General features: G+C 51.0%; 29 protein-coding genes. 26 read left to right on the top strand and 3 right to left on the bottom strand.

Going from position 1 to position 25,773, the window contains the following annotated elements; all coding sequences use genetic code 11:
- The first annotated feature begins 258 nt into the window (after positions 1-258).
- The 9 genes from spoIIE (at position 259) to ACI7RC_RS23440 (ending at position 10,547) form a co-directional block, all read left to right on the top strand.
- Positions 259-2,658, top strand: a complete 2,400-nt coding sequence (gene spoIIE / locus ACI7RC_RS23400; RefSeq protein ID WP_408110650.1) for a stage II sporulation protein E — start codon at positions 259-261, stop codon at positions 2,656-2,658.
- Between the two features lie 124 nt (positions 2,659-2,782).
- Positions 2,783-3,526: a VWA domain-containing protein gene (locus ACI7RC_RS23405; protein ID WP_408110651.1), complete on the top strand. Its 744-nt coding sequence runs from the start codon at positions 2,783-2,785 to the stop codon at positions 3,524-3,526.
- A complete protein-coding gene (locus ACI7RC_RS23410) occupies positions 3,516-4,433 on the top strand; it encodes a protein kinase domain-containing protein (RefSeq protein ID WP_408110652.1) in 918 nt (305 codons plus the stop codon). The genes ACI7RC_RS23405 and ACI7RC_RS23410 overlap by 11 nt, the downstream gene beginning before the upstream one ends.
- A 12-nt stretch (positions 4,434-4,445) precedes the next feature.
- Positions 4,446-5,198, top strand: a complete 753-nt coding sequence (locus tag ACI7RC_RS23415; RefSeq protein ID WP_408110653.1) for a threonine/serine exporter family protein — start codon at positions 4,446-4,448, stop codon at positions 5,196-5,198.
- A 4-nt stretch (positions 5,199-5,202) separates the two neighbouring features.
- Positions 5,203-5,667 (top strand): threonine/serine exporter family protein, encoded by a 465-nt coding sequence (locus tag ACI7RC_RS23420; RefSeq protein ID WP_408110600.1) that lies wholly within the window; start codon positions 5,203-5,205, stop codon positions 5,665-5,667.
- A complete protein-coding gene (gene tilS / locus ACI7RC_RS23425) occupies positions 5,639-7,078 on the top strand; it encodes a tRNA lysidine(34) synthetase TilS (RefSeq protein WP_408110601.1) in 1,440 nt (479 codons plus the stop codon). Before ACI7RC_RS23420 ends, tilS begins: the two co-directional genes overlap by 29 nt.
- Entirely contained in the window at positions 7,068-7,607 is a 540-nt protein-coding gene (gene hpt / locus ACI7RC_RS23430) for a hypoxanthine phosphoribosyltransferase (protein ID WP_408110602.1), read from the top strand. The genes tilS and hpt overlap by 11 nt, the downstream gene beginning before the upstream one ends.
- A 71-nt stretch (positions 7,608-7,678) precedes the next feature.
- On the top strand, positions 7,679-9,637 hold the full coding sequence (gene ftsH / locus ACI7RC_RS23435) for an ATP-dependent zinc metalloprotease FtsH (protein ID WP_408110603.1): 1,959 nt from the start codon (positions 7,679-7,681) through the stop codon (positions 9,635-9,637).
- A 49-nt stretch (positions 9,638-9,686) separates the two neighbouring features.
- Entirely contained in the window at positions 9,687-10,547 is an 861-nt protein-coding gene (locus ACI7RC_RS23440; protein ID WP_408110604.1) for a Cof-type HAD-IIB family hydrolase, read from the top strand.
- Between the two features lie 67 nt (positions 10,548-10,614).
- Here ACI7RC_RS23440 and ACI7RC_RS23445 read toward each other — a convergent pair whose 3' ends face one another.
- The gene (locus ACI7RC_RS23445; RefSeq protein ID WP_408110605.1) at positions 10,615-11,106 is read right to left on the bottom strand and encodes a PCYCGC motif-containing (lipo)protein; all 492 of its coding nucleotides are present in this window, start codon (positions 11,104-11,106) and stop codon (positions 10,615-10,617) included.
- 232 nt (positions 11,107-11,338) lie between these two features.
- Here ACI7RC_RS23445 and ACI7RC_RS23450 point away from each other — a divergent pair, with 232 nt between their 5' ends.
- The 4 genes from ACI7RC_RS23450 (at position 11,339) to ACI7RC_RS23465 (ending at position 14,371) form a co-directional block, all read left to right on the top strand.
- Positions 11,339-12,115 (top strand): metal ABC transporter ATP-binding protein, encoded by a 777-nt coding sequence (locus ACI7RC_RS23450; protein ID WP_408110606.1) that lies wholly within the window; start codon positions 11,339-11,341, stop codon positions 12,113-12,115.
- 44 nt (positions 12,116-12,159) lie between these two features.
- Entirely contained in the window at positions 12,160-12,999 is an 840-nt protein-coding gene (locus ACI7RC_RS23455) for a metal ABC transporter permease (protein ID WP_408110607.1), read from the top strand.
- Positions 13,000-13,008: 9 nt separating this feature from the next.
- On the top strand, positions 13,009-13,428 hold the full coding sequence (locus ACI7RC_RS23460) for a Fur family transcriptional regulator (protein WP_408110608.1): 420 nt from the start codon (positions 13,009-13,011) through the stop codon (positions 13,426-13,428).
- Positions 13,429-13,600: 172 nt separating this feature from the next.
- The gene (locus ACI7RC_RS23465) at positions 13,601-14,371 is read left to right on the top strand and encodes a type III pantothenate kinase (RefSeq protein ID WP_408110609.1); all 771 of its coding nucleotides are present in this window, start codon (positions 13,601-13,603) and stop codon (positions 14,369-14,371) included.
- Positions 14,372-14,429: 58 nt separating this feature from the next.
- Here the strand turns inward: ACI7RC_RS23465 and ACI7RC_RS23470 are convergent, their stop codons facing one another.
- A complete protein-coding gene (locus ACI7RC_RS23470; RefSeq protein WP_408110610.1) occupies positions 14,430-14,654 on the bottom strand; it encodes a hypothetical protein in 225 nt (74 codons plus the stop codon).
- Positions 14,651-15,433, bottom strand: a complete 783-nt coding sequence (locus ACI7RC_RS23475) for a GAF domain-containing protein (RefSeq protein WP_408110611.1) — start codon at positions 15,431-15,433, stop codon at positions 14,651-14,653. The genes ACI7RC_RS23470 and ACI7RC_RS23475 overlap by 4 nt, the downstream gene beginning before the upstream one ends.
- Positions 15,434-15,613: 180 nt before the next feature.
- Here ACI7RC_RS23475 and ACI7RC_RS23480 point away from each other — a divergent pair, with 180 nt between their 5' ends.
- The 13 genes from ACI7RC_RS23480 (at position 15,614) to ACI7RC_RS23540 (ending at position 25,762) form a co-directional block, all read left to right on the top strand.
- Positions 15,614-16,357, top strand: coding sequence for a CpaB family protein (locus tag ACI7RC_RS23480; RefSeq protein WP_408110612.1), 744 nt, complete (start codon positions 15,614-15,616; stop codon positions 16,355-16,357).
- The gene (locus tag ACI7RC_RS23485; protein WP_408110613.1) at positions 16,354-17,730 is read left to right on the top strand and encodes a CpaE/TadZ family protein; all 1,377 of its coding nucleotides are present in this window, start codon (positions 16,354-16,356) and stop codon (positions 17,728-17,730) included. The genes ACI7RC_RS23480 and ACI7RC_RS23485 overlap by 4 nt, the downstream gene beginning before the upstream one ends.
- The gene (locus ACI7RC_RS23490; RefSeq protein WP_408110614.1) at positions 17,727-19,214 is read left to right on the top strand and encodes a TadA family conjugal transfer-associated ATPase; all 1,488 of its coding nucleotides are present in this window, start codon (positions 17,727-17,729) and stop codon (positions 19,212-19,214) included. Before ACI7RC_RS23485 ends, ACI7RC_RS23490 begins: the two co-directional genes overlap by 4 nt.
- 11 nt (positions 19,215-19,225) lie before the next feature.
- Positions 19,226-20,134 (top strand): type II secretion system F family protein, encoded by a 909-nt coding sequence (locus tag ACI7RC_RS23495; RefSeq protein WP_408110615.1) that lies wholly within the window; start codon positions 19,226-19,228, stop codon positions 20,132-20,134.
- Positions 20,131-21,042, top strand: coding sequence for a type II secretion system F family protein (locus ACI7RC_RS23500; protein WP_408110616.1), 912 nt, complete (start codon positions 20,131-20,133; stop codon positions 21,040-21,042). Before ACI7RC_RS23495 ends, ACI7RC_RS23500 begins: the two co-directional genes overlap by 4 nt.
- Positions 21,043-21,134: 92 nt before the next feature.
- Entirely contained in the window at positions 21,135-21,311 is a 177-nt protein-coding gene (locus ACI7RC_RS23505) for a pilus assembly protein (protein ID WP_408110617.1), read from the top strand.
- Positions 21,308-21,817 (top strand): A24 family peptidase, encoded by a 510-nt coding sequence (locus ACI7RC_RS23510; protein WP_408110618.1) that lies wholly within the window; start codon positions 21,308-21,310, stop codon positions 21,815-21,817. The genes ACI7RC_RS23505 and ACI7RC_RS23510 overlap by 4 nt, the downstream gene beginning before the upstream one ends.
- Entirely contained in the window at positions 21,798-22,214 is a 417-nt protein-coding gene (locus tag ACI7RC_RS23515; RefSeq protein ID WP_408110619.1) for a TadE/TadG family type IV pilus assembly protein, read from the top strand. Before ACI7RC_RS23510 ends, ACI7RC_RS23515 begins: the two co-directional genes overlap by 20 nt.
- A 1-nt stretch (position 22,215) precedes the next feature.
- The gene (locus tag ACI7RC_RS23520) at positions 22,216-22,716 is read left to right on the top strand and encodes a hypothetical protein (protein ID WP_408110620.1); all 501 of its coding nucleotides are present in this window, start codon (positions 22,216-22,218) and stop codon (positions 22,714-22,716) included.
- A 179-nt stretch (positions 22,717-22,895) separates the two neighbouring features.
- Positions 22,896-23,543 (top strand): DUF4046 domain-containing protein, encoded by a 648-nt coding sequence (locus ACI7RC_RS23525; protein ID WP_408110621.1) that lies wholly within the window; start codon positions 22,896-22,898, stop codon positions 23,541-23,543.
- 111 nt (positions 23,544-23,654) lie between these two features.
- The gene (locus ACI7RC_RS23530; protein WP_408110622.1) at positions 23,655-23,933 is read left to right on the top strand and encodes a hypothetical protein; all 279 of its coding nucleotides are present in this window, start codon (positions 23,655-23,657) and stop codon (positions 23,931-23,933) included.
- A gap of 188 nt (positions 23,934-24,121) precedes the next feature.
- On the top strand, positions 24,122-24,883 hold the full coding sequence (locus tag ACI7RC_RS23535; RefSeq protein ID WP_408110623.1) for a hypothetical protein: 762 nt from the start codon (positions 24,122-24,124) through the stop codon (positions 24,881-24,883).
- Between the two features lie 3 nt (positions 24,884-24,886).
- Positions 24,887-25,762: a P-loop NTPase family protein gene (locus ACI7RC_RS23540; protein ID WP_408110624.1), complete on the top strand. Its 876-nt coding sequence runs from the start codon at positions 24,887-24,889 to the stop codon at positions 25,760-25,762.
- Positions 25,763-25,773: the final 11 nt, after the last annotated feature.

A 25,773-nucleotide genomic window follows, 5' to 3' on the forward strand; every position in this document is an offset into this window, starting at 1 on the left:
TTGGAAATCCTTGTTAGATAATTGGTCAGTCGTAGTTTTTTTTTGCCAAAAACGGCTGTTTTTTTTTCAGGATAATTTGTCGTACGATTCTTGGAATACTGATCTAAGGTTTGACAAATTTTATAAAGCCGCCTCCGTATAATGAAGGTCACAAGATCACAGAACGGGTGGTGCAAAGATATGATGAACAAAGGTCAAGTTATTTCACAGTTGAATCATTCCTGGTCGCAAAGAGTAATGAATCACTGGACAGAGGCAATGTCATCATTAGGGGAACGGGTTGCCGAGTTTGTACGCAGGTGGAACCTGCTGCCGATCGCCATGGCGTTTCTGTTGGGACGAGCCTCTATCCTTGATGAACTCTCCCCGTTTATAGTGCCTTATTTTATGGTGATGTACTACATTAGAAGAGATTGCCTGACGGTAAGCGGATTGGCGCTGCTTGCCGGGGCGTTTACCTTATCTGTCCCGATCGGGATTGAAGCAGCCATCAGCCTGGCAGTGGCATTTGCCGCTTGCAAGCTGTCGGAGCGGTTTCGCCGGAAGGACTTTTCCTTTACGCCGCTGATCGTGCTGGTCACGGTCTTTGTCAGTCACCTGCTGTTTGAAGTGATGACCAATCAGATTACGACGTACGGCGTCGTCATGGTAGGCGTGGAATCGGTTCTCAGCTTCGTGCTCACCTTGATCTTTATCCAATCGCTCTCCATTATCCACCTGGCCAAGCCCTACGAACCGTTGAAAAACGAGGAAATCGTCTGTCTGGTCATCCTGCTTGCCTCGCTGATGACGGGGACCGTCGGCTGGATGATTCAGGGGATCTCGATGGAGCATGTTCTCTCACGTTATCTGCTGGTGCTGTTCGCCTTTGTCGGGGGCGGTACGGTAGGGGCAGCGGTAGGAGTCGTCACCGGACTCATCCTGAGCTTGGCTGACGTCAGCGCTTTGCAGCAAATTAACTTGCTGGCCTTTTCCGGGCTGCTCGCCGGTTTGTTGAAAGAAGGCGGAAAACTTGGGGTTTCTGCCGGCCTCCTAATCGGCACTTCCATTATTGCGATTTACGCCGGTGCGGATAACACGCTTTATCCCTCGTTGATTGAAACATCATTGGCAGTCGCTCTCTTCATCGCTACACCCGCCTCTTTATGGAAAAAGGTTTCCCGTTTTATTCCAGGGACCCATGAGAATCTTCAATCTCATCAAGAGTACATGCGGCGGGTACGCGATGTAACAGCGAGCAAGATACAAAAATTTTCCGAGTTGTTTACCCAGCTCTCCCGCAGTTTTGCCCAGACGGCTGAAACGCCGGGCGGGGAGGAACAAGTGGAGGCGTTCCTTGGCGGGGTGACGGAATCAACCTGCCAGCGCTGCTGGAAAAGAGCGCAGTGCTGGGAACGGGACGCTCCGCTTACCTATGAGGCGATGCGGTCAATGATGGAGACTGTACATGAGCAGGGCAGTTTGAAGGGGACACCGCTGCCTAAGGAGTGGGAGAGAAAGTGTGTAAAGACAAGCAAAGTAGTAGCCGCCGTGGAGCGGGAATACGAGCGCCATGTGACGTTCGACCAGCTGAAAAAACAGATTCGCGAGAGCCGCAAGTTGGTGGCTGACCAGCTTTCCGGCGTTTCCCGGGTAATGAGTGATTTTGCCAGAGAAATTAAAAGGGAGGGAATTGAGCTTAGCTTTCAGGAAAAACAGGTATCCCGGGCGCTGGAAGGGCTGGGGCTGTCGATCCGCAGAGTAGATATACACAGTTTGGAGGAGGGGAAGGTTGATATTGAGATCAGCCAGCCTACCTGCTATGGACGGGATGAGTGTGCAAAGGTAGTGGCGCCGATGCTGACGGAGATTTTAGGCGAAAATATCGTTGTGAAAGAACGCCACTGTGACGCATTTCGTGACGGCACCTGCAAAATGTGCCTCAGTTCCGCCAGGACTTTTGAAATCGACATAGGGGTTGCCGGGGCGGCCAAAGGGGGGAAACTGCTGTCCGGCGACAGTTTTAAGACCATGGATCTCGGCAACGGGCAAATGGCTTTGGCGATCAGCGACGGGATGGGCAACGGAGAGCGTGCATTCATGGAGAGCCAGTCGGCTTTGGACATGCTGCAGCAGCTGCTGCAGTCCGGAATTGATGAGAAGCTGGCGATCAAAACGGTCAACGCGGTATTGTCGCTGCGGTCAACAGACGAGATTTTTGCGACCGTCGACCTGGCATTGGTTGATCTGCAAACTGCCCGGACCCGATTTGTCAAAATAGGCTCAACACCCAGTTTTATCAAGCGGGGAAACGAGGTGATTACCGTCACGGCAAGCAATTTGCCGGCAGGCATCCTCGACGACATCGATGTGGATGTCGTGACCCGCACCTTGAAGCCTGGCGATCTGTTGATCATGATGACAGACGGGATCTATGAGGCTCCGCGCCACATCGAAAACCGGCAGATGTGGATGAAGCGGCTCATCTCCGAATTGGAGACGGACAATCCCCAGGATGTGGCAGACCTGCTGTTGGAAAAAGTGATCCGCCATCACTACGGAGAGATCGTCGATGATATGACTGTTTTGGTGGCGAAGGTAGAGCGGTTTGTCCCGGAGTGGTCGGCAATCCAGGTAATGGGGGTGGAAAAAGTAGAGCGTCCGCGAATCGTAAGCTGAGCATGTAGATTGGAAGCGCTTCAAGCAAAGGAGGGGTTCATCAGGTATGATTCTCTATCTCCCGGTCGATAATGATAGATAACTTAGTAGATTGGGGAGATGGATAGTGAAAAAACTGGCAACGATGCGTCAAATCCTCGTCGTGACAGACGGCTGCTCGAATGCTGGTATCAGCCCCATTGCCGCGGCGGCTCTGGCCAGAGAACAGGGAATTACTGTAAACGTGATTGGTGTCATAGATCGGGAAGAGATAGAAGCGCAGGGCGAGCGGGAAATCCGCGAATTGGCCCAAGCGGGGGGCGGATTGAGCGATATTGTCTATGCTTCGCAGCTGGCCCAAACCGTTCAAATGCTGACCCGCAAGGCGATGACCAAAACGATTCAGCATGTTGTAAACCAAGAGTTAAAAGAGATTTTGGGTAATTCCGACATTGAAGGATTATCTCCGGAAAAACGCATGCAAGTGGCAGAAATGATGGATGACCTGGGTGAGCGGTCAAACCTGGACGTCGTCATGCTCGTCGACACATCCGGCAGCATGAAGCCAAAGCTGTTTGCTGTCCAGCAGGCCATCCATGACTGCAGTGTCAGCCTTCGTTCACGGAGCGGAAAAAGCCGGATGGCCGTCTGTTCATTTCCTGGGAAATATAGTCACATGGAAGTCCGCATACCGTGGACAGATCAGGTGGAGAAGGTCTACCAATTGACCGACGGACTGACGATGAGCGGCATCACGCCAACTGGTCCGGCGATTGTTGAAGCGATGGCTTTGTTTGAACAAAAAGAGCTTTCCTCTGGCTTGCCTGACGAATACGGTTCTCGGAGGCCAAATGACGATGAGGGTTTGCTCAGTGACCATGTCTTCTAACCAGGGACAGCCGTTTGTGCCAAGGGAATTTCGCGGCAAATGGAACCGGAGTGCCTATTGCATTCAAGGTGAATTGGGCCGAGGGGCCAACGGTCGTGTCTTTCTAGCTTACAACGCCGGAAAAAAAGTGGCGGTGAAGGTTGGTTCAGAAGCATTTGACATACTAATGGAAGTGAATATGTTAAAAAATGTAAAGCCTTTATCGGGCATGCCCATCGGCCCCAGGCTCTATGAAGTTGACGATATCGTGGTGCAAGGGAAGCCGCTTACCTTTTACGCTATGGAGTACGTGGAGGGGGAAATGCTCGATGTCTTTGTAGAGCGGGAGGGACGCGACTGGATCCCTATCTTGATCATTCAATTGCTCTCCCGTTTACATATCCTGCACATTCAGGGCTGGGTATTTGGCGATGTAAAACCGGAAAATGTGATGATCTCCGGGAAAGACAGACAGATGCGGCTGATCGATTTTGGCGGGGTGAGCAAGATCGGCCATGCTGTGCGCCAGTTTACAGAAGAGTATGATCGCGGTGCCTGGAAGGCGGGGGACCGCCGGGCGGAACCCGGGTACGATCTCTTTGCCGTTGCCGTCTTGATGGTGAGGCTGGCGATCGGCAAAGAAGCCTGGCGAAGAATCAGTCAACAGGAGCGCACTACCCAGACGCTTTGTGATATAATACGAAGCGATGGAAACCTTTACCCTTTTCGCCAGCCGTTAATGAATGCTCTCTGTGGAAAGCAGGCATCTGCGCAGGCGATGAAAAATGAAATGGTAGCCGCTCTGCAGGGGCGGATGGAAAATAGACCAAAAGGGAAGAGGCGGGACACGCTTGGTACGTGGATTGGCGGGATGTTTGTGGCGTCCTTGCTGCTCTCGGCCGGGTTATTGTATCTCGCTTGGATGTGAGGGATGGGGAGAATGCTGCCTGATGATCTCGTGATGGAGACCTGTTTGCTGGCAGGTGAAATTATGCTCAGAAGCGGCGGGGAAACCTACCGTGTAGAGACGACGATGGCGCTGATCGCACAGTCGGCCGGTATGGAAAGCGTCCACAGCTTTGTCACGCCGACCAGCATTATCTTTTCGTATCGGAGCGGCGAAAGAAGCTTGACCCGCATGATACGGATACCCGAGCGAACCATAGACCTGAACAAGGTAACGCTGGTAAATCAGGTCTCCCGTTCTGTTGTATCGGGCAGCATGTTGATAACGGAGGCGTACCTCCGGCTGCAGGAAATCGATAAGGAAAAGCGGCAGTACCCGAACTGGCTGCAAAATTTGGCGGCTGGCGTTGCCAGCGGCTCTTTTGCTGTTTTGCAGGGAGGATCCGGCTATGACCTGCTGCCGACCGCGATCGCAGGATTATGTGTCAACATCAGCTCCGGCTATTTTCAGCAAATCCTGCGGATCAAGTTTTTTGCCGAATTCATGTCAGCTTTTCTCGGCGGCTTGATTGTTTACTGCTTTTGTCTGCTGTTTCCTGTCCTGCATTTGAATCTGATGATTATCGGAGCGATGATCCCTCTGTTTCCGGGGCTGGCTGTAACCAATTCACTGCGGGACTTGATGGCAGGAGACTTGATCGCAGGAATCTCGCGCGGAGTCGAAGCGCTTTTGACGGCCTTGGCTGTCGCCGTCGCGACCGCCCTTATTCTTTCATTTGGCAGGTGATAAGATGTTCTGGCTGACCGGTTTGGGTTTAAGTCTCGTCTCCAGCCTCGCGTACGGCATGTTGTTCAACATTCCGGTAAGGACCTTGCTTGCCGGAGGATTTATCGGCATGTCCGGCTGGGCAACGCTGCGTCTGGTGGCGGCTATTGGGGATTTTCAAAGCCAGTATACGATATTTATCGCTGCCTCAGTGGTGTCGCTGCTCAGCCAACTATTATCGATTTGGCTGCGGGTTCCGTCGACTGTCTTTAGCGTTGCCGGGATCCTGCCGCTGGTCCCCGGTTCGACCGCATACAAAGCGATGCTGACATTTGTAAATGGCGATCTGCTCGGGGGGCTGGCACTAGGGGTGAAGACATCCATGGAGGCCGGAGCGATCGCAGCCGGACTCATTCTCGGATTATCCGTGTTTACCCTGTGGAAAGGATTTGTGGTCCGTTATGCTCGCTCGCATCAGAGAGATCATTGAGAGACAGCAGCTTTTGCTCCCCAATGAAACGATTGTGGTCGGTGTCTCCGGCGGGGTGGACTCCACTGTTTTGTTGCATATCCTCTGTAGATTAAATCAACAATATCAATACAACTGGGTGCTGCACGCCGTTCATCTGAATCACGGATTTCGCGGCGAAGAGTCGGATGGGGATGAACGATATGTCGAATCGCTCTGCCAGGAACTGGGTGTCCACTGCCACCTGTTTGCCCGCGATGTTTCCTTATATATGGAGGAAACCGGGCAGGGCGTTCAGGAAGCAAGCCGCGAGGTCAGGTATCAATTGTATGAGCGGGTGGCGAAGCAGGTGGGAGCGGCAAAAGTGGCGCTCGCCCACCATGCGGACGACCAAGTCGAAACCATCCTTTTTCGCATATTGCGGGGGACCGGAATACACGGATTGGCCGGGATGCCTGTTCGCCGCTGGCTGGTAGATGGCCAGATCGAGGTCGTACGGCCGTTTTTATCCATTTACAGGTTGGAGCTGGAGGAGTATTGCCAAAGGCACGGATTGGAGCCGCGTGAGGACAGCAGCAACCGCTCGCGCAAGTACAAGCGAAACAAATTGCGGTTGGATGTATTGCCGCAGTTTGAATCGATCAACCATCGCTATCGGGAACACCTGCTTCAGCTTGCCGAGGCTGCACGAATCGACGATCAATACCTGAATCGCCTCAGTAGGGATTATTTGGAAGAGGTTATAGAGACCCGCTTGGAGAATAAGATAGTAATTGCCAGAAAGAAGTTGCAAACTTGTGACCTTGCTTTACAAAGGAGAATGATTACACTAATATTAAGTTATCTGTCAAGAAAAATCGAATGGTCTGCGCAGCATGTGGAGGCCGTTTTGCACATCGCAGACGGAGAAAATCCATCTGCTGTCCTTCACCTGCCAAAACAGGTAGTCGTCAGGCGAGTGTACGACTCGATTCGATTTGAAAAAGAAACTGGGCCTAAGCAGCACACTGCTTATTGTTACAATATAGAGGTTCCGGGAATGACGTGGCTTTCCGAACAGGGGATCAACATCCGCACTGCTGTTGCTGACGCTCCTTTTGATTGGAAGTCCATATCGCTCTATTCTGCAGTGTTTGATGTGGAAAGGCTGCCTTCAGGAACGTTAGCAGTCCGAAATCGGCGGCCGGGAGACCGGATGAGCCTGCTGGGGTTGGCCGGCACCAAAAAGCTCAAGGAACTGTTGATCGACGCCAAGGTCCCGAAAGAATGGCGGGAAAGGTGGCCAATACTGGTTTCGGACAGCGAAATCCTTTGGGTGCCGGGGGTAAAAAGGTCTGCCGCAGCAGCTGTAACGCCGCGGACCCGAAAGTATCTATTCATTCAAGTGGAGTATGGAGAAGACTGGTGGGAGGTTCCTGGCAATGGACAATGACATCAAAGAGATATTGCTGACAGAAAGACAAATCGCGGATAAGGTACAAGAATTAGGAAAGCAGCTCAGTGATGAGTATCGTGGCAAAAACCCATTAGTCATCTGCGTACTGAAAGGCGCAGTTGTATTTATGGCTGATTTGATCCGTCAGCTTGACATTCCTTGTGAAATGGATTTCATGGCTGTCTCCAGTTACGGCAATAGTACCGAATCGACTGGAGTTGTTCGCATTCTCAAGGACCTGGATACGCCTGTACAGAACCGTCACGTCCTGATTGTAGAGGACATCATGGACAGCGGTCTGACGCTGAGCAGATTGGTGGAGCAGCTGAAACATCGGGAAGCGGCCTCTGTCAAGGTAGTCACCCTGCTAAACAAACCGGAAAGGCGCAAAGTAGACATTTCCCCTGATTACAGCGGATTTACGATTCCAGACGAGTTTGTCGTCGGTTTTGGACTGGATTATGGCGAAAAATATCGTAATCTGCCGTATATTGGAATCCTCAAGCCGGAAGTATATTCCAAGTAACCTTGTTGTGATTCCTGGATACCATGTGATAAAATGAGGGAAGTGTCTTTTTTCGCGAGAGGAGGTAAGCAATGAATCGTTTTTTTCGTAATACTGGGTTCTATTTACTGATTTTCCTTGTCACGGTTGGGATCGTGAACTTTGTCCTCTCCGGGACCGAAAAAACAACGCAAATGTCTTACCAAGAATTTCGTACCGAATTGCAAAACGATAATGTATTGCAACTAACGCTTCGCCCTGACGGGGGTACATATCGGGTTGACGGGAAATTAAAGAAGGCCCAAACCGGCCATGAGTCATTTACAACCAATGTTCCGCTGTCTGATTCAGTAGTACAACTGATTAATGATAAGATTGATTCTGGACAAATAAACGGGGCGGATTTTAAACCCGCGGAAGGCAATAACATTTGGTTGACGTTCCTTACTTCCATCATTCCGTTTGTCATCATCTTCATTCTGTTCTTCTTCCTGTTGAATCAGGCTCAAGGCGGCGGCAGCCGGGTTATGAACTTCGGGAAGAGCCGCGCCAAGCTCTACAATGACGAGAAGAAGCGCGTTACGTTTGACGATGTAGCTGGAGCAGATGAGGAAAAAGCAGAGCTCGTTGAAGTAGTCGAGTTTCTGAAGGATCCGCGCAAGTTTGCGGCAGTTGGGGCCCGCATACCAAAAGGGGTCTTGCTGGTTGGACCGCCGGGTACAGGGAAAACCCTGCTGGCCCGGGCAGTCGCCGGGGAAGCCGGTGTCCCGTTCTTCAGCATCTCCGGTTCCGACTTCGTAGAGATGTTTGTCGGGGTCGGCGCCTCCCGCGTTCGCGACCTGTTTGAAAACGCGAAGAAAAACGCACCCTGCATCATCTTTATCGACGAGATTGACGCAGTGGGACGCCAGCGCGGCGCCGGTCTGGGCGGCGGTCACGACGAACGCGAGCAGACGTTGAATCAATTGCTGGTTGAGATGGACGGCTTTGGAGCGAACGAAGGGATCATTATCGTCGCGGCGACGAACCGCCCGGATATCCTCGACCCTGCGCTTCTGCGTCCGGGACGTTTTGACCGTCAAATCACGGTTGACCGGCCGGATGTGAGAGGACGGGAAGCCGTCTTGAAAGTCCACGCCCGCAACAAGCCGCTGGGCGACGACATCAATCTGGACATTATCGCCCGCCGCACCCCTGGCTTTACCGGGGCTGATCTGGAAAACCTCTTGAACGAGGCCGCGCTGCTTACAGCCCGGAAGAACAAAAAACAGATCAATATGGATGAAGTTGACGACGCAATCGACCGCGTCATCGCCGGTCCGGCTAAAAAGTCCCGCGTGATCAGCGATGATGAAAAGCGCTTGGTTGCGTATCACGAAGCCGGCCACACGATCGTTGGCTACCACTTGAAAAACGCCGACATGGTACACAAGGTGACGATTATCCCGCGTGGCCAGGCTGGCGGTTACACCGTAATGCTGCCGAAGGAAGACCGCTATTTTGCGACCAAAGGCGATTTGCTCGACAAGATTGTCGGGCTGCTCGGCGGACGGGTCGCAGAGGAATTGGTGCTTGGCGACATCAGTACCGGGGCTCATAACGACTTCCAGCGCGCAACCGCGATTGCCCGCAGCATGATTACGGAATACGGAATGAGCCGTCTTGGACCGATGCAGTTCGGCCGCACGCAGGGCCAGGTCTTCCTGGGACGCGATATTGGCCACGAACGGAATTACTCGGAACAGATTGCCTACGAAATCGATCAGGAGATGCAGCGTATCATCAACGAGCAGTATCAACGCTGTAAGGATCTTCTGACCAAATATCGCGACCAGTTGGAGCTGATCGCGCAAACCCTGCTGAAAGTGGAAACATTGGACGCAGACCAAATCAAGCAATTGATTGAGACAGGCAAAATGGATGAGTCCCCGAGTGAAAACTCCGGCGTACAGTTAAACATCATGACGAAGATTGATCCGATTATTACGGACCTCGACCAGGTGAGTAATAAGGAGGATCAGGACGACAAGGATAACAAAGACCCACAATAGGAGCGCCCATCAGGTGCTCCTTTTTTCACAAGGAAGGAGGAGGTTGAATGTGCCTTGCGTAAAGCTGGCTGCATTTGATATGGACGGTACCTTGCTCACACGCGATTCCCGGATGACGGAGGTGACGAAGGAGGCATGCCGCAGGCTGCAGCAGGAGGGCTGCAAGCTGCTGCTCTCCACCGGGAGAACACTTTTCTCAGCGCGCATGCCGATCGACAACTTTCCTTTTGATGGATATGTATGCAGCAATGGCGCGGCTATTTTTGAACGGGACGGAACGCTTGTTCAGTCCAGTCTTCTGCCGGGCAGAATGGTTGTGGAACTGGTCGAGCAAATCCGACAGCGCCCAATATACTACGAGCTGCATGACACAAAGAGCAACCGCTGGCTTATTCGGGAGGATCGGGAGCAAATCGAGGAAATGCAAAAGACCGAGACAGGAGAGACGGGAGTTCTGCTGTCGCAGACAACGTTTTATCATCTGTCAAAAGGAATCGAGAAAGCCGAACTTTTTGACAGCATTCTATCCGGGCAGATGAGCGTGGTAAAAATCTTTATCTGGAGCGGGAATCCGGCCATGCTGGAATGGGTTCGCGAGGTAGCGGCACCTTGGAACGAGGAAGCAGATATTACGTCATCGGGGATCAAGAATGTGGAGATCATGAAAAAAGGCGTCAACAAATGGGAAGGGCTGCAGTACTTTTTAAGAAAATGGGGGATCGATGCCGCCGATGTGGCTGCATTTGGCGACGCCGATAACGATCGGGACATTTTGTCCCAAGTTGGCCACTCGGTCGCCATGGGGAACGCTTCGCAGTCGATCAAAGAACTGGCCCGCTATATCACCAAGCCTAATGTGGAAGACGGCGTCGCGCATTTTATCCAGGAACACCTGCTGCAATCCAGATAATCAAACAGGCTGCTTTTTCCTCTTGGAAGAAGCAGCCTGTGTCATTCAAAAAGCTCCGCTAAAAGAGTTAAGCTGGAGGCATAGGGGTTGGGGTAGGTTTGGCGTAACCCTCTTTGTAGTGATCGTCGATAATTTGGCGAATTTCCGTCAGGGATTTTCCCTGGTCCTTCAGACCGCTTGCCACGTATGCGATCTCGAGACACGTGCCGCAGCGAGTACCGTGGTCATCCCAGACAACAGTGCCGTCCTCTTTCACCTCGTTGATAAAGCAGTGCTGGTTATTCAAGTGGCCGGCACTCTCGCCGCAACCACAATAGCAGGGCATGTATTCCAACACGTCAGTGTGTTTGGCGGCGATTTGGTATACTTCTTTTATCTGCGGATCGACTGATTCCAGGAATTTTGGCGTTTCATCCAGGGAAGCTGTCGTTTCTTGCAGATCGCCGTTGGCGGCGTGGTGTTGATTTCCGCTTGTCTCTGGCGCGGATTGCGAAGAAGCGCATCCTGTGAGGAGTGAAAAGGCAAGTACGCTTACCAATGCAAAGCGGGGGGGTCTCATCGACTGTAACCTCCTTTTACCAATTGGGTTTTATTTACAAAAAAACGGCTTTACAGGCAAAGCCGGAATCCCATCAGAATTGTCCACGCTCATTATATCACATGCAAAAAAAGTTTCTGTAACCAGAAATGAATAGATTGTAACAGATTCAAATCGGAATAGGTCTTATTTACATCGGTCTGACATATGGGTATAATAAAACAGGAACAACTTAAATCGGAATGATTATGAAATGGTGATGAATATGGAACAGAATGAAGATACGATAGTCAGATTATCTTCTGTGTCGTTTCAATATGAGGGAAAGCCGGTATTGGAAGGAATTGATTTTTCGCTGCACAGAGGAGACTTTGTAGGAATAGTCGGACCGAATGGTTCAGGAAAATCCACCTTGATGAAGCTGATATTAGGGCTGCTGACTCCGACGGAAGGGACTGTCGAATTGTTTGGCAAGCCTTTGTCTTCTTTTCGGGATTGGAGCAAGATTGGCTACGTGGCGCAGCAGGCGGCCCATGGGACGGGCGGCTTTCCAGCTACGGTAAAAGAAGTCGTCAGTTCCGGACTGGTCGGCAAGCTGGGATTGTTTCGCCGCTTTCGTGCCGAACATCATGCGAAGGTAGCGGAAGTCATCCGGCGTGTCGGTCTTGAAGCAAAAGCAGAAGAGCGGATCGGCAACTTGTCCGGGGGGCAGCTGCAGCGGGTTTTTATCGCCAGAGCACTTGTGTCGGAGCCGGAATTGTTAGTGTTAGACGAGCCAACGGTGGGAGTAGATCAAGACTCCATCGAACAATTTTACGAGCTGCTTCGTTCCTTAAAGGAAGAAAAAGGCATGACGATGATGATCATCAGCCACGATGTCGGCGTGATGACGCAGTGGGTCAATAAAGTAGCCTGTCTGCAGCGTCGCCTGCATTTTCACGGTTCACCAGATGACTTTGCCCACAACCAGGACCGCATTCTGCAGTCGATGTACGGCGAAGGCATTCGCCTTTTGGCCCATAGCCATTGACAGCCAGTTGAGATGGCAAAGGATCCAAGGAGAAGGAGACGGTTATGTTAGCGGACTTTTGGCATTATGATTTTTTGCGTTATACGTTGTTTTGCGGTATTTTAATCGGCTTGATCTGCCCGGTGCTGGGGACGTTTCTCGTCGTCCGGCGGTTGTCGATGATGGCAGATGGCTTGTCGCACGTCACGCTGTCCGGGGTGGCGGCGGGAATGCTGCTGTCTAAAAAAGTGGCGATATTGGGTGCCGTCAACCCGCTGTTCTTCGGTATGGCGTTCTCGGTAGTCGGCTCGCTGTTTATCGAGCGGCTGCGGAAAGTGTACCGAGCGTATCAGGATTTGGCGATCCCGATCATCATCTCGGCCGGATTGGGCCTGTTTACGGTGCTGGTCAGTATCGCAAAAGGGTTTAACACGGATCTCTACTCATATTTGTTCGGCAAGATCGTTACCGTTTCGGCCAGTGATTTGTGGGCTTTGGTCGGCGTAAGCATCGCCGTGGGGGGGACGGTTCTTTTGATTTACAAAGAACTTTTCGTCGTTTCCTTTGACGAGGAGTTCGCCCGTGTCTCCGGTGTCGCCCGGAATGTGATCAATCTCTGGTTTATGGTTCTCGTTGCGCTGACGATAGCCGCTTCCATGCGGATCGTTGGGGTGCTATTGATCTCCGCTTTGATTACGATTCCCGTGGCCGCCAGCCTGCAGATCGCCCGGAGTTTTCGGCAGGCGATCTGGATTGCGATCTTGATTGCAGAGACGTCGGTGCTCTCAGGCTTGTACTTTTCCTATTTACTTGACTGGGCGTCAGGCGGTACGATTGTATTGATGGCCGTCTTGTTACTGATCGGAGTGCTTGGCGTAAAACGGATAAAGACGAGAAGGGGGTAATAAGACATCATGACTGTGGAGGAAGCATTGCAAATGCTTAAGGATAATGGCTTTAAGTACACGGGAAAGCGGGAGGAAATCATTCGCATCTGTGCTGAGCAAAAACGTTACCTCTCCGCAAAAGATATCTTGGAACTAATGAAAGAAGAGTATCCAACCCTGAGTTTTGATACGGTTTACCGCAATCTGTCCACGTTTGTACAATTGGGCATCCTGGAGGAGACGGAGTTGGATGGAGAGGGCAAATACCGCCTGGCGTGCTCACTGCATGGCCACCATCACCACCATGTCATCTGCACGGTGTGCGGCAGAACTTCTTCGCTGTCCGACTGTCCGATGAACATCATGTCTCATCTGCCTGACGACTTTCAGGTAACCGGACATAAGTTTGAAGTGTACGGAACGTGTAAAGAGTGTTCAACGGTTTAATGTAAAAACGTAGATTCGAGTATGCAAGAGCCGGCAGAGCTTTCCTTTTTTCAGGGGCATTCCGGCTTTTTTTGTTGGGAGCAGCGACCTGGCGTGCGACAAAATCAGCGATATATTCCAGCCTTTTTGTTATAATAAGTGGAGCAATGATGAAGTAGAGGGGTTTTTGGCGATGTTATTGGTGATCGACATAGGGAATACCAACATCGTACTTGGCATGTATCAGGGCGAGGAGCTCATCCACCACTGGCGCATTTCCAGCGACCGCAACAAGACAGAGGACGAATACGGCATGTTGGTGGGGAGTTTGTTTCAGAATGCGGGTTTGACGTTTACGCAGATTGACGGCGTGATCGTATCCTCTGTCGTTCCTCCGCTGAATTTCTCCATTGAGAGCATGTGCTGGAAGTACTTTCGGAAAAAACCGCTGGTCGTCGGGCCAGGAGTGAAGACAGGGTTAAACATCAAATCCGAGTATCCGCGTGAAGTGGGAGCAGACCGAATCGTCAACGCGGTGGCGGCTATCCATTATTACGGCACTCCGCTGGTGATCGTCGACTTCGGGACGGCTTCGACGTTTTGCTATGTCGATGAACAGGCACGTTACTGGGGTGGTGCGATCGCGCCGGGGATCGGCATTTCGACCGAGGCGTTATTCAGCCGGGCGGCCAAATTGCCCAGGATCGAGATTGCCAAACCGGCGAGTGTTGTCGGGCGCAATACGATAGCATCCATGCAGTCAGGGGTATTCTACGGCTTTATCGGCCAAGTCGAGGGCATCGTCAAGAGAATGAAGGCGGAGACCAGGTCCAATCCAAAAGTGATCGCAACAGGGGGCTTGGCGGCGTTGATTGCCGATGAGACCGATAGTATCGATATCGTCGATCCGAATTTGACGCTAAAGGGACTGCGGTTGATCTACGAACGAAATATAGAAAAATGAAGCCACAGTGCATGAGCGCTGTGGCTTCATTTTTTTCCGGTACATACGAATCAGGTACCTACACGATCTGCTTGTCCTCCAGTATCTTGGACTTGGTGATGCGCAGCAGCCGTTCGTTGACCTTTTGCTGTTCGGCTTCTATCTGTTCGATGTCCCGAATCATCTCATCGTAACGCTCCTGGGAGATCACTCCCTTTTCCAGGGCCAACCTGGCCGCGATTCGCACGAAAGGGGCTTGTTCGCAGGTAATCATCTGAATCACTCCCTCATCGAGTGTTGTCAAGCTTGCTTCTGCTCTGGCTTGAATGCTGCTATCTCCGCGACGGAAAGCAATCTCATATACTCTTCCATGGCACCTTCTATCATGCAGCCGTAAAGCTCGCAAATCATTTTTACATGTTCTTTCATGGGGTGAAGCGCGTCAACCGTAAGGACGCCCCATCGGCCAATCGGAATGCAGATGAGCGCCAGGTACGGACTGCTGGATTCGGGATTGGGTTCCCAGTCGTCATTTTCCCTGACGTTGTCGAGCACGATGGTCTGTCCTCTCCGGAACGATTTTCCGGCAATGGACCTCTCGATGTCGAGCCTTCTGTTTCTCAGATAGTGGTCGGGAAAACCGGCACTGGCGTGCAGCAGGATCAGTTCGCCGCTCGATTCGATCCAGAGGCCGCATCTGTGCCGTTCGCCGGGACGGTATTTTACATCGGATGCCAATGCCTCCACCAAGCGCTGAAATAAATTGTGCACCTCTGCGAGCAGCTCGTGTTCCTGAACTTTTTTCAGGCGGTTCAACTGATTCAGATACACTTGGGCATTCTCCAACGCCCGGCTTATTTGCGAGGCGATTTCCGAACTCTCCCTGCTCTTATCCCGCTCTTTGCTGATCTCGTCCTGCAGGCTGGCCAGTCTGTTTTCGCGCCCCATCGCATCGGAAAAACGTTTGGCGCCGAGGATAAACCAGATCAACACAACTGCCAAGGTCAAGAGGATCAGTCCTGCGGTAACGGAAAAAAACCAATCTGGAAGGCGATTAAACAACTCTTTCCAAAAATCGCTCATAACCGTTGTTACCTTTCTGCAGTATCGGACACAACATAAGCGCAAAGTCGAAACTATTAATTGTCATGTCTATTATACCGCAAGTAACTAGTTTTTTGAATTTTCTATTTTGGTTATTTTTTTTGTCCTATAAGGGCGGGTTACGATAGTGGCCAGGGAAAGCGGAGGGGAGGATGGCGGATGGCGCACAAGTGGCAGGCAATACACCCTGTCCGGTTGGCAGCGGTACTTCTGCTTGCCGGGACGCTGGCGTACGGTACGTATCACCTGATGAAACCAGAGATGTTTTCCTACATAAAAGTTCGCGAAGGTGTAGTCGCGGAGGGCGGAACGCCGCTTAAGGCAGACCAGATCGAAAAAGCGGTCCTGCCGATCAACCGGTTCTTTTCTGACGATCGTTTACCGGTACCGGGTCTGCTGCCTTGGACGGATGCGGAGTATTACCTGGGCACGCCGCTGGCACACCGGGTTACTGGCGGTGAACCGCTGTTGTCGGGCGATCTGGATCGGCAAGGGGAAGGCGGCAGCAACGGCATACTGCAGGCGAATATGACCGGGATGAGTATCCCGGTCGACAATATCGTCGGTATTACTCCGTATTTGCCGGTGGGCAGCAAGGTTCACATCTACGCTTCTTTTGAGGATCAGGACGGGGCGCATTCCGGGCTGTTGCTGCGGGAAATGCCGATCCTTTCGATTCAGCGGGAAATGGATGGGCAAATTCCCCAACTGGCAGCCGTGACAATCGGCCTTACGCTGGATCAGGCCGTGCTTTTGACGCATGCCCTGCACTACGGGAAAATTCACCTGGCAGAAGCATCGCGTTTGGAGGAGAAGGGACCGGGTATCGGCGATCACGCATTTGCGTCCGCTCTGCTGAAGACGAAGAAGCGATGGAGTGACACGGGGGAGGAGAGAAGATGAATGTGGTAAAAAAGCGTCTGATCATTGTGGAGGAGGACGCGGCAGTGGTTCAAGAGGTAAAGCAAAAGTTGGCTGACAGCCCGTACATCCAGTTATGCGGTGATACATGCCGGGCAGCGGAGGTTCTGCAGCTAGTCCAGGCCCTTCAACCGGATGCAGTTGTCGTTGGATACACGAGGGATTCGGAGCCTGGCATGATCTGTCAGCAGATTCGCTTTTACTTTCCACAGGTTGTCTGTATTGCCGTCTGCCCGGAAAGGGAATGGCAGTGGGAGCCGTTTTTACGGAGTCTGGGTGTGTTGGTTTTGGCAAAACCCCTGCAGGTTTCCCAGCTCGAGGTGTTGGTGACACAGTTTCCGATGAATAGTCCGACTCCTGCTGAACTGACCCTTCCTCGGCAAAGCGGGCAGGGTCCGGTTCAACCTGCCAAAGCAAATCGAACAAAGCATTTTATCACCGTGTACGGACCGAAAGGCGGAGTAGGAAAAACGTTCGTATCCAGGGAATTGGCCGTCTATTGGCAGAGCCAAACAGTGGATGGGCAGCCATTAAAGGTACTCGCCGTCGACTTCAATCTGGACTTGGGCACGATCGCCACTTCCCTGAACCTGCCCCGTACGCCCAACCTGTTTACGTGGGTCGAGGCGATTGACGAGCAGCTGTCCGGGTTAGCCCAGAGAGAGGGATGTGACCCGGCAGCGGTCAGCCATGCCCAGTGGCAGGAATACAGCATGTCATTGGCTCTCCCTGCCGATGAGATACAAAAATACGTCGTCGTCCATCAGGCGACAGGCCTGCATGTGCTGACCTCACCGCGGGAGATCCGGCAGAGCTTTGACATCAAGGATTATCACCTGTATCTCATTTTGCAGGCTTTGAAGCAGAGCGAGTACGATGTGATTTTGCTGGATACAGCCCCGGATACGACCGATGCCACGATCCAGGCGCTGTTCTTTGCCGAACAGGTGGTCATGGTGGGCAATCCTGTCATCGATGCGATCGAAAACATTCAGCGCATGCTCAAGCTGCTGCGGGAGGCGGAATACCCGGAAGAGCGGATACAGATTTGCATCAACCGCCTGTCGCGACGCGAAATGTTTACATTGGAAGAGATGCGGGCCTACTTTCAGCTCCATCCAAGCAAGACAATCTTCTCTGTTCCTGATGATGACCTGGTGAAGCGGTCGATTAATTCCGGGGTGCCGCTCATGCTCAGCAACGGCCGATCTGCAGCCAAAGAAGCCTTGATCAGCCTGGCCCAGTCGCTGGTACCGGTCACTCCATCAGGAGAGGAGCATCGCTCAGGTGAACAGAACAAAAAAACCGGTTCACTTTTGTCCAGACTATTTCGGAAAAGGAGCGGGGTCACATGAATTTTGACCGCAAAAGGCTGCTCGGTTTAAATCTGCCGGCCAATCATATGCACATCAGTGATATTCGTCAATCCAATTACACGCGTGCCCAGCAAAAATCGGCCGAATGGCTGCAAGATGCTCCACAAAGCCAGACAGCCCCTCAGTTGGCGCCAGGTTTGCTTGCCGAAGTAAAGATGAACATCGTGGAAAAGCATGGCCAAAGGCTGTGGGAAGATAAGGACAACAAGGAGTATATGGACGAATTGATCAGAGATATCCGCCTGCTTCTGGAGATGAAGACGCCTTTAACAAGCAGCCAAATGGACATGGAGGTGCAGAAGTTAGTCCAGGATTTGACCGGCTGGGGGCCGCTTGATCCCTTGCTCAACGATCCCGATATTACGGAAATCCTTGTACATCGGCATGATTGGGTGGTGGTGGAAAGAAAGAGCACCGGGAAGCTGGATCCGCTTCAGACGAGGATTTTTCGAGACGAGGAACACTTGCTGCGGTTGATTGAGCAAATCGCTGCTACTATGGGCCGCGAGTTTAATGAAACCAGAGCAGAGCTGAACACCCAGTTGCCGGAGGGATCGCGGATCGCCGCCACTCATCGCTCCATCTCGCCGGACGGGCACATGCTGACGATCCGCAAACATCGCGACCTGCTGTCCGAAGAAGAGTATTTACGCTTTGGCTCTATTTGCGAGCCGATGCTGCAGTTTTTAAAATGGTCGATTGGACTCTCCCGGACTTCCGGGATCGTGAGCGGCGGAACTGGTTCTGGCAAAACACATCTGCTTAATCTGCTCTCCAATTACATTCCTGACCTTTTGAGCATCATTACGATTGAAGATGTATTGGAAATGAATTTTCGTCATCCCTACGTCCGGCGCTTTCTTGCCAAACCTCCCAATCACGAGGGGAAGGGGGGATTTTCCATCCAGGATTGTGTCCGTCTGTCACTGAGAAAACGGCCCGATGTAATCGTCGTCGGGGAGACGAGGGGCGGGGAGATCGTGGACATATTGTGGGCGATGAATACCGATCACCCGGGGAGCTGGAGTACGGCCCACGCCAATTCCCCCCGCGGCTTAATCGATTCTACTCTGCCTATCTTGTTCGGGAAAGCGAACGAATCTTACAGTTCTGCAGAACGCAATCTGATGATTGGATCGGCGCTTGATTTGATCGTCCAGGTAAAGCGGTTTGAGGAGGACGGGAGCCGTAAAGTCGTCGCCATTACAGAAGTAGTGGGAACAGGGGAATCGCATGAGGAATGGATTCGCCGGGCCTGCAATGTAAAACAGGTCATCCCGGGTCGGGTTTACCTGCAGGATATATACGTCTATGAGCCAACCGGATTGGTCAACGGGAAGGTGGTAGGCCAATTTAAATGGACGGGCTACAAACCGGAGCGGATAATTCGCAAGTGGTTGGCGAAAGGGTTGACGAAGGAAGAGATTGATCAAGTCTTTTTTTCCACTCCTGTAAACAGGTAAGGGAGGAAGTTATGGCATTGGCCCTCTGCATGTCAGTCGCAGCCGGTTTTTTTGTCGTTGTGTTGTTTTATCCGTTTGTGAGAGCCGGAATACCGTTTAACGGGGAAAGCCATATCGTTGGCCGTCAATTTATGAAAGGGAAGAAGAATCTGCTGGACAAGCTGCAGGAAAGGTTGGAGCGGGCGAAAATTCGCTTTAGCGCTGTACAGTATATAGCACTTTCAGGGATTACTGGAGGAATAAGCTATTTCCTTTGCAGCTTTGTCCTGCACTCGTGGTGGCTGGGGTTGCCGGCACTGCTCGTGGGTATTTTATTTAGCGAGCGCTTTTTGCGGGTGAAGATGGCGAATCGAAGCAGCCGGTTTGAGGAGGGGAACGTTCGGGCTCTGCGGATCATGGCCGGAGCGCTGCGGGCAAACCCATCCTATCTGCATGCGTTTGAGCAGGTAGCCGACAGTCCGTTTGTGGGAGAGGTGGTCCGCGCCGAATACAGACGGGCTGTCGAACTGCTGAGAGGAGGAATTCCGCTGGAAACCGCCTTGCAGATGCTGTATCGACAGACTGGTTCGGCTGACGTCCTGCACTTGGCCTCGATCGTGCTCATCCAGCGGGATTTGGGGGGGAATCTGGCGAAAACCGTGGATTCGGCTGCCTCTTCTATTTTACGGAGACGGCAAATTCTGAGAAGGCAGCGTGCGGCCATGTCCCAAATTCTCGCCCAAGTCAATCTGCTTAGCGTTATGCCGTTCGTCTTCGTGATCAGCTTGTTGGTGAACAACCCTCATCACTTTGATCCGCTTACGGCTGATTTTGAAGGGCGGGCCTTGATGCTGGGGGCATTTCTGGCGATTCTTACAGGCGGCGAAATCATCCGTTATGTCGCCCTTCGCCCTCTGCTCGGAGGAGGTAAGGAATTATGATCTTCGGATTAGGAATCGGCCTGGCTGTTTTCCTGCTGCTTCTCCCCTATTGTCTTCTTCCCCTTGGTGAAAAGCCGACAGATATCTACGCAAGAATTGATTCCGAGCAAAATCATCGCTTCCAAGCAGCTTTTCAATCTAGAAAAAGGAGCTTTTCCTTACCTGGGCTAAGGCGCCTTATGGTGAATCGGCAGTTGGCCGGGCAGTTAGCCGGTATCGTCGGGCTGGACCAGGAAAAACTGTCGAGAAGTCTGGCTCGCCTGCGCTGGCCGGTATCGATTGAAGAAATTCTCTACGTCCGGTTGATTGGGGCTGCCTGTCTGCTGGCTAGTTTACTGATGATAGCCGGCCCCGGTTTTGGAGGCAGCGTATCCGGGGAAATCCAGCTTGTCTCACTCATACCTGCATTGTTGTTGTTTTTTCTTCCGACCTGGATCATCGATCATTATGACAAACGTGCACAGCAAGAGATACGGGAACAGATTCCCGTCTTTTTTGGAATTGTCCAAGCCTTGGTTGAGGCAGGTATGCCGATTCACTCAGCCATTCGGGCAACGGCAAGGCGGTCGACCGGGAGACTAGGCAGGGAGTTTGCTTTACTGGAAGTACAGGAAAAACGCTTCGGCAATTGGCGCAAAGCACTAGAGGAGATGGCATATCTTTGGGATGTAGACAGCTTGATGGCAGTCATCTCAGACATCAATGACGCTCTGACCAAAGGTTCCGGCATATCCAGCCTGCTTACCCACCACATTGAGGAGCAATTGCGTTTCCAGGAGGATGAAGCGACCACTTTTGCCAACCGTCTAAATATCCGGCTGCTGCCTTTTTTGATCGTATTTATGGGGATCCCGCTGCTGTTCCTGGTAATGGGGCCGTCGTTTATCGGAATCAGGCAGCATTTATAGCGGTGAATGGTTATCAAGTCGGCAAATAATTTTGCGCGAGGTACTGTCTTTTGTCAGAGTAGAGATAAGCAAAAGAAAAGGAGATGGTGCTGATGAAAGCGGTACAAGCTTACGCCGGGAGGTTTGTGAAGGAAGAGGACGGTGTGACGATTGTTGAGATGGTGATTATCATCGCCGTCATATTAATTCTCATTATTCCAACCTTAGGGGAGTTGGGTTCTGCGGAAGACGATAAGCTGAAAGAGCTAAAAGACAAGATCAGCAAATGAAAATGACGGCTGTTGCCGTATTTACGCTGCTTGGGCTGGCTGCTATTTGGGACATTAGTTATCGGAAGATTCCGAACGTTATTCTGGTGACTTTTTTTATCATCGGATTAGCCTACCAGCTGCTTTGCGGAGAAATATGGATGGCTGTCGGCGGGTTGAGCTGCGGGTTTGCCCTTACTCTGCTGCCAGTTCTCTGCCGTGGAATGGGGATGGGTGACCAAAAGCTGTTAATGGCCGTAGGTGTTTGGATTGGGGCTGCCGGGACGTACAAGCTGTTCACCTACTCCATCTTCGTTTGTTTAACGGCTTTGGTGGTTAATCCGAGGAAATGTGCTGCCGCCTTTCGGAATTTGCGGGTGTTGGCGGCCGGGTGGACAGGTCATCGGGAAGTCTGGCTGCCGACCCGCAAGACCACTGCTCTGGCTTTGCCCTTTGCTATTTATCTGTTTGCGTCTTACGTTGTTTATTTGTTGGAGGAGCAGGCAAATGCGATTTGGCAAGGTTAGAAGTTTCTGGAAGGAAGAAAGCGGAAGTCAGCTTCTGGAGTTTATCTTTGTCTTTCCGTTACTTTGGGTCTTGCTGATGTTTTCTTTTGATCAATTTGCCATCATGTTCAACAAGCAAAAAGCGTTGGCGGCGGCCTACGAGGCTGGACGAATTGCTTGTGTTCAGCCCAACGCAGGACTAGCCAGCTACCACGGCCAGCTGCGCGGTATGGAGGAGCTGGATCAAGCGATTGGGGCTGAACTAAGGGAGATTCGTATCTCACCCGAGGGCAGATGGCGCAAGGGCAGCCATTTTGAGGCGAGGGCGACTCTCCATTTCACTCTCCCAGCCTCTGGCGGAAAATACGAAGTAACAGAATCCTATCACATGATGATAGAAAATGCGGAGGGGGACTGAGTTGAACAGAACGTTACGTGACGTAATGAAAGAAGAGCGCGGTTCAGCTTTGCTTTCCTCGCTCTTCTTCTTTTTATGTATCGCCGGGTTTCTATCACTGCTGTTGTTTATCGAACAGGTAGATCTGGCGAAAATGAAAACGCAGCAAACAGCTGACTTGATTAGCAAAGGGGCAAGAGCAGCCGGAGAGTGGACAACAGTGGATGAAAAGGGGAGAGAGAAAAAGCTGTTGATCGCCACTACAGAAGAGGCCCAGTCCCTGCAGGCCGATATTGTACGAGGGGCGCGTGAAGAGGCGGAACTGTTGTACCGTCTGAATCTGGCTGGTTTACAGTCAGGATCCGGAGAAGTTGCAGTAGTCCATCAGAAAGGGGAGGTTCGTTCTCTGTATCGTCAAGGCATCTATCATGTTGCAATCGAGACAACGAAACAAGTCCAGTTGTTCTGGGACTCCTTCAGGCTGTCATTTCGCCGGGTCTCTCAATCAGGTCTGTACGATTAGGTGCCAGCCGAATAGTAGCCATTGCAAGATCTTTTTTCTGCTTTCAAAAGATCTGCCCGCCTACGGGGAACCCAGCTTTCACGGAGTAAACATCAAACCATGTCTTTTTTACTATTATTTTTGTCCTAATTCGGCGTGGTACTTTAAGGTAAAACAGCCGAATGACAGGAGTGAAAGCTATGCCTACTTCGATCATCGAGCGATATAAACGCATCTTGGGCGGGGATCAAAAGCGCTTTTCACCATATGAATTTGAGAACATTCAGTTTCGAAAGAAAAAAATCCAGTTAGTCTTGCGGTATGCGATCGAAACGGTCAAACAGTGGACGCCGGAACAGGCGAGGGAACAGCTCAGCATGAAAGACGTGAAGGAATTGAAGCTGCACTTGGTCAGCGAATTCATAGAGCCTCCAATTGAAGCGAAGGCTGATGACGTCTACTATCTCGTCGAGTATGCCTACCCGTATTTGCCTAGGCCGACAGAAGCACAAAAGGTTTTATGGGTGTACCAGGAGGTGCTGGCAGGGAAGCGAAAGCATTTTCCTCTCCACTATTTTCAGAGTGTAAAGGGGGAGGAAAGGGCAAAAATTTGTTTTGAGCACATGTGGAAAGAACTGCTGCAAGTGAAAGATTACAAGGACTTGCCAAGGCTGTTTTACAAAACGGAAGATGCATATAGCATTCTGCGAAAGTTTAAACTAAAGATCCTGGTGGACTCACTCTATTTTTCCCCATTTGATTTGGTGACAGAAATGTATCCTGAGCTGGCAGATCCTCTTCTCTGGGAAGAAGAAACCGTAAAGGAGATCCTCCTACAAAAAAAGTAAAGAAATAAATTTGCGGAGGGCGTTATCATTTTTTACGGTATAAGTAGTTTCATCTGCTTATAAGCGAATGAAACGGCCGTAAATTTTTGGTGAGAGAAGGAGGAGTTGCGTATGGCAACAATGGAAGCTCACCAGGTACATTCCACTGCGGTGGAAATGCTTTTGGGGCGACAGGTTCGTTACCAGAAGCACAAGCCGGGTAAAAGTCTCTTGTTGAAGGGAATACCCGAAGGATTTTTCCAAATCGATTCGATCAGTCGATTTGGAGACAGGATTGTAATGAATGACGGTGCAATCGTGATGGAGAGTGCTCCTACCGTCATCCAACGCAAGGGAAGAATTGTTCTTTTCTTGCCGACGGGAGAAGAATTGTACTTCTTTACAGAGTAGTTTCTCCCAAAAGCCGCCTTGTACCAATGGGTTGCAAGGCGGGCTTCTCCTGTATTGCAGGGCGGTTATATCGAAGGCCCGAAAGAGAAGTCGAAATAAAAAACGGTTTTAATATATGTAATATTATGTCAAAATAGAAAAAACAAAATATTTAAATAAAATGCTAGGAAGTTAGGAGGTATTTTGAAATGTTGGCTAAAAATGCTTGTGAGTTGGTAGGACGCTTTTTTGAACAGTGCAATGGTGTGCTTGAAAAAGAGCAGTTAAAGCAGGGGTTTATCCACTATGTGTTTTCCACATATCAGGAGCAGGTTGTTGCAGCATACGACTTGGATTTTTTCCATGACCATTTGGTTGAACTGCGGTTATCCAACTGCCGGAAGGATTTCGATCTGGCCGTTGAGGAATGGTATGCAACCTATTGCGAATGTGACATAGAGGGAGAAGATTACCACGATCTTTTATTTCAACTGGTAAAGGAAATCGTCATACATTACAAACCTCAATCACGTGATGAATTAGTAAAAGACATGTCCTTGTACCTTACTTCACCGGATCAATACATGGAGCGGTGGAGAGGGAAGGAGCGCACCGCATCCATGTACTTTCAATACCTTTACAAGTTAGGGATCCGAACGTATCTCGACATAGAAGCCGTAGTGGATGCCTGGCTGATCGAGCATCCTGATGCATTCGACGAACATCATCAAAATCTGCTTGCCCAACCGCCGAGAAGGGGACGGCCGAACAATTTGGAGTTGGCTGTTTTAATGGAAAAAGCACAGGAGATGAAGCCAGGGCTGACCGAGCGGGAAAAAGAGAGAATGCGGAAAATCTACTACTACCATCGGAATACGCTGACCACCCTGGGTATGATTGAGAAATTCAAGAATTACATCGACAAATCCGACGATGATATCGCAAACAGTGGCTCGATTCAGGTAATGTAATCCATGTTTCGGGACGTGCAGCATTTTCTTCATCATTTTCGCGAGCTGGAAAAGAAACAGTTTACACAAACCAAAGAAGAAGAACGGCAGTGGATTGAGTTAAAGAATAAATTATCCGTTACCGGCAGTCCCGCGTCTTCGTCAGCCGAGCAGAAGTTCCGGCGGGTCATCGCGGTTTGCAGTCTGTTTCCACAAGCAGGTGCGAGTTTTCTGGCCGCAAACTATGCTTTTTATCAGGCAAGTCGAGGGGTTTGCACCACTCTTTGCGAGCATCCCGAACGTATCTCTTACTACTATTTCGCCCTTGATTGTGAAAGAAGAGGCAAGACGAATCCAAGTACAGCTTCAGATCAAATAGAAAAATTGGTTGAGCTTAAAGATGGGCTCTTGCGAGTAAAGATGAAACCCCCTTACGTTCGGACTGAGTCCATGGGGCAGGCGGAAGTAGCCAGTTGGTATCTGGCCAACAGCAAGGAATCTGATCTTCTGATCATTGATCTGTCTTCATACTGGCATTCGGAGATTGCCATACTGATCGCGGAGTGGGCAGATGAATTGTGGTTCGTCTTGGATACCGATTTACCGCGGATTACATGTTTGATCGCAACTCAGGAAATTCCGCCCTTGTCGAAAAAATACAGCGATAAAATTCATCTGATCGCCAATAAATGGAATGCCGGGTTGGATAGGGCCAGTATCATAAAAAGATTAGAAGGTACCCTTTCACTTTGGACAGGGTCGAAGCAATCCAGAATAGCGGCATTTATTCCATTCATTGATCCGGCCAAGGTCAGTACTGTGCAGTCGTCTGGGAAGCTGCTGCTTGAGCAGTTCCCTGAATACAGCGAGTTGTTTCAACCGTTACTTGTGCTTAAGTAAGGATGGGGTAT

It is taken from the genome of Brevibacillus sp. B_LB10_24 (assembly GCF_046036945.1).
GTDB lineage: Bacteria > Bacillota > Bacilli > Brevibacillales > Brevibacillaceae > Brevibacillus_C.

Bases quoted from the DNA above. Each gene is read 5' to 3' on its own strand.
- spoIIE (WP_408110650.1), top strand. From the start codon at position 259: ATGTCATCATTAGGGGAACGGGTTGCCGAGTTTGTACGCAGGTGGAAC.
- ACI7RC_RS23405 (WP_408110651.1), top strand. From the start codon at position 2,783: ATGCGTCAAATCCTCGTCGTGACAGACGGCTGCTCGAATGCTGGTATC.
- ACI7RC_RS23410 (WP_408110652.1), top strand. From the start codon at position 3,516: ATGTCTTCTAACCAGGGACAGCCGTTTGTGCCAAGGGAATTTCGCGGC.
- ACI7RC_RS23415 (WP_408110653.1), top strand. From the start codon at position 4,446: ATGCTGCCTGATGATCTCGTGATGGAGACCTGTTTGCTGGCAGGTGAA.
- ACI7RC_RS23420 (WP_408110600.1), top strand. From the start codon at position 5,203: ATGTTCTGGCTGACCGGTTTGGGTTTAAGTCTCGTCTCCAGCCTCGCG.
- tilS (WP_408110601.1), top strand. From the start codon at position 5,639: ATGCTCGCTCGCATCAGAGAGATCATTGAGAGACAGCAGCTTTTGCTC.
- hpt (WP_408110602.1), top strand. From the start codon at position 7,068: ATGGACAATGACATCAAAGAGATATTGCTGACAGAAAGACAAATCGCG.
- ftsH (WP_408110603.1), top strand. From the start codon at position 7,679: ATGAATCGTTTTTTTCGTAATACTGGGTTCTATTTACTGATTTTCCTT.
- ACI7RC_RS23445 (WP_408110605.1), bottom strand. From the start codon at position 11,106: ATGAGACCCCCCCGCTTTGCATTGGTAAGCGTACTTGCCTTTTCACTC.
- ACI7RC_RS23450 (WP_408110606.1), top strand. From the start codon at position 11,339: ATGGTGATGAATATGGAACAGAATGAAGATACGATAGTCAGATTATCT.
- ACI7RC_RS23455 (WP_408110607.1), top strand. From the start codon at position 12,160: ATGTTAGCGGACTTTTGGCATTATGATTTTTTGCGTTATACGTTGTTT.
- ACI7RC_RS23460 (WP_408110608.1), top strand. From the start codon at position 13,009: ATGACTGTGGAGGAAGCATTGCAAATGCTTAAGGATAATGGCTTTAAG.
- ACI7RC_RS23465 (WP_408110609.1), top strand. From the start codon at position 13,601: ATGTTATTGGTGATCGACATAGGGAATACCAACATCGTACTTGGCATG.
- ACI7RC_RS23475 (WP_408110611.1), bottom strand. From the start codon at position 15,433: ATGAGCGATTTTTGGAAAGAGTTGTTTAATCGCCTTCCAGATTGGTTT.
- ACI7RC_RS23480 (WP_408110612.1), top strand. From the start codon at position 15,614: ATGGCGCACAAGTGGCAGGCAATACACCCTGTCCGGTTGGCAGCGGTA.
- ACI7RC_RS23485 (WP_408110613.1), top strand. From the start codon at position 16,354: ATGAATGTGGTAAAAAAGCGTCTGATCATTGTGGAGGAGGACGCGGCA.
- ACI7RC_RS23490 (WP_408110614.1), top strand. From the start codon at position 17,727: ATGAATTTTGACCGCAAAAGGCTGCTCGGTTTAAATCTGCCGGCCAAT.
- ACI7RC_RS23495 (WP_408110615.1), top strand. From the start codon at position 19,226: ATGGCATTGGCCCTCTGCATGTCAGTCGCAGCCGGTTTTTTTGTCGTT.
- ACI7RC_RS23500 (WP_408110616.1), top strand. From the start codon at position 20,131: ATGATCTTCGGATTAGGAATCGGCCTGGCTGTTTTCCTGCTGCTTCTC.
- ACI7RC_RS23505 (WP_408110617.1), top strand. From the start codon at position 21,135: ATGAAAGCGGTACAAGCTTACGCCGGGAGGTTTGTGAAGGAAGAGGAC.
- ACI7RC_RS23510 (WP_408110618.1), top strand. From the start codon at position 21,308: ATGAAAATGACGGCTGTTGCCGTATTTACGCTGCTTGGGCTGGCTGCT.
- ACI7RC_RS23515 (WP_408110619.1), top strand. From the start codon at position 21,798: ATGCGATTTGGCAAGGTTAGAAGTTTCTGGAAGGAAGAAAGCGGAAGT.
- ACI7RC_RS23525 (WP_408110621.1), top strand. From the start codon at position 22,896: ATGCCTACTTCGATCATCGAGCGATATAAACGCATCTTGGGCGGGGAT.
- ACI7RC_RS23530 (WP_408110622.1), top strand. From the start codon at position 23,655: ATGGCAACAATGGAAGCTCACCAGGTACATTCCACTGCGGTGGAAATG.
- ACI7RC_RS23535 (WP_408110623.1), top strand. From the start codon at position 24,122: ATGTTGGCTAAAAATGCTTGTGAGTTGGTAGGACGCTTTTTTGAACAG.
- ACI7RC_RS23540 (WP_408110624.1), top strand. From the start codon at position 24,887: ATGTTTCGGGACGTGCAGCATTTTCTTCATCATTTTCGCGAGCTGGAA.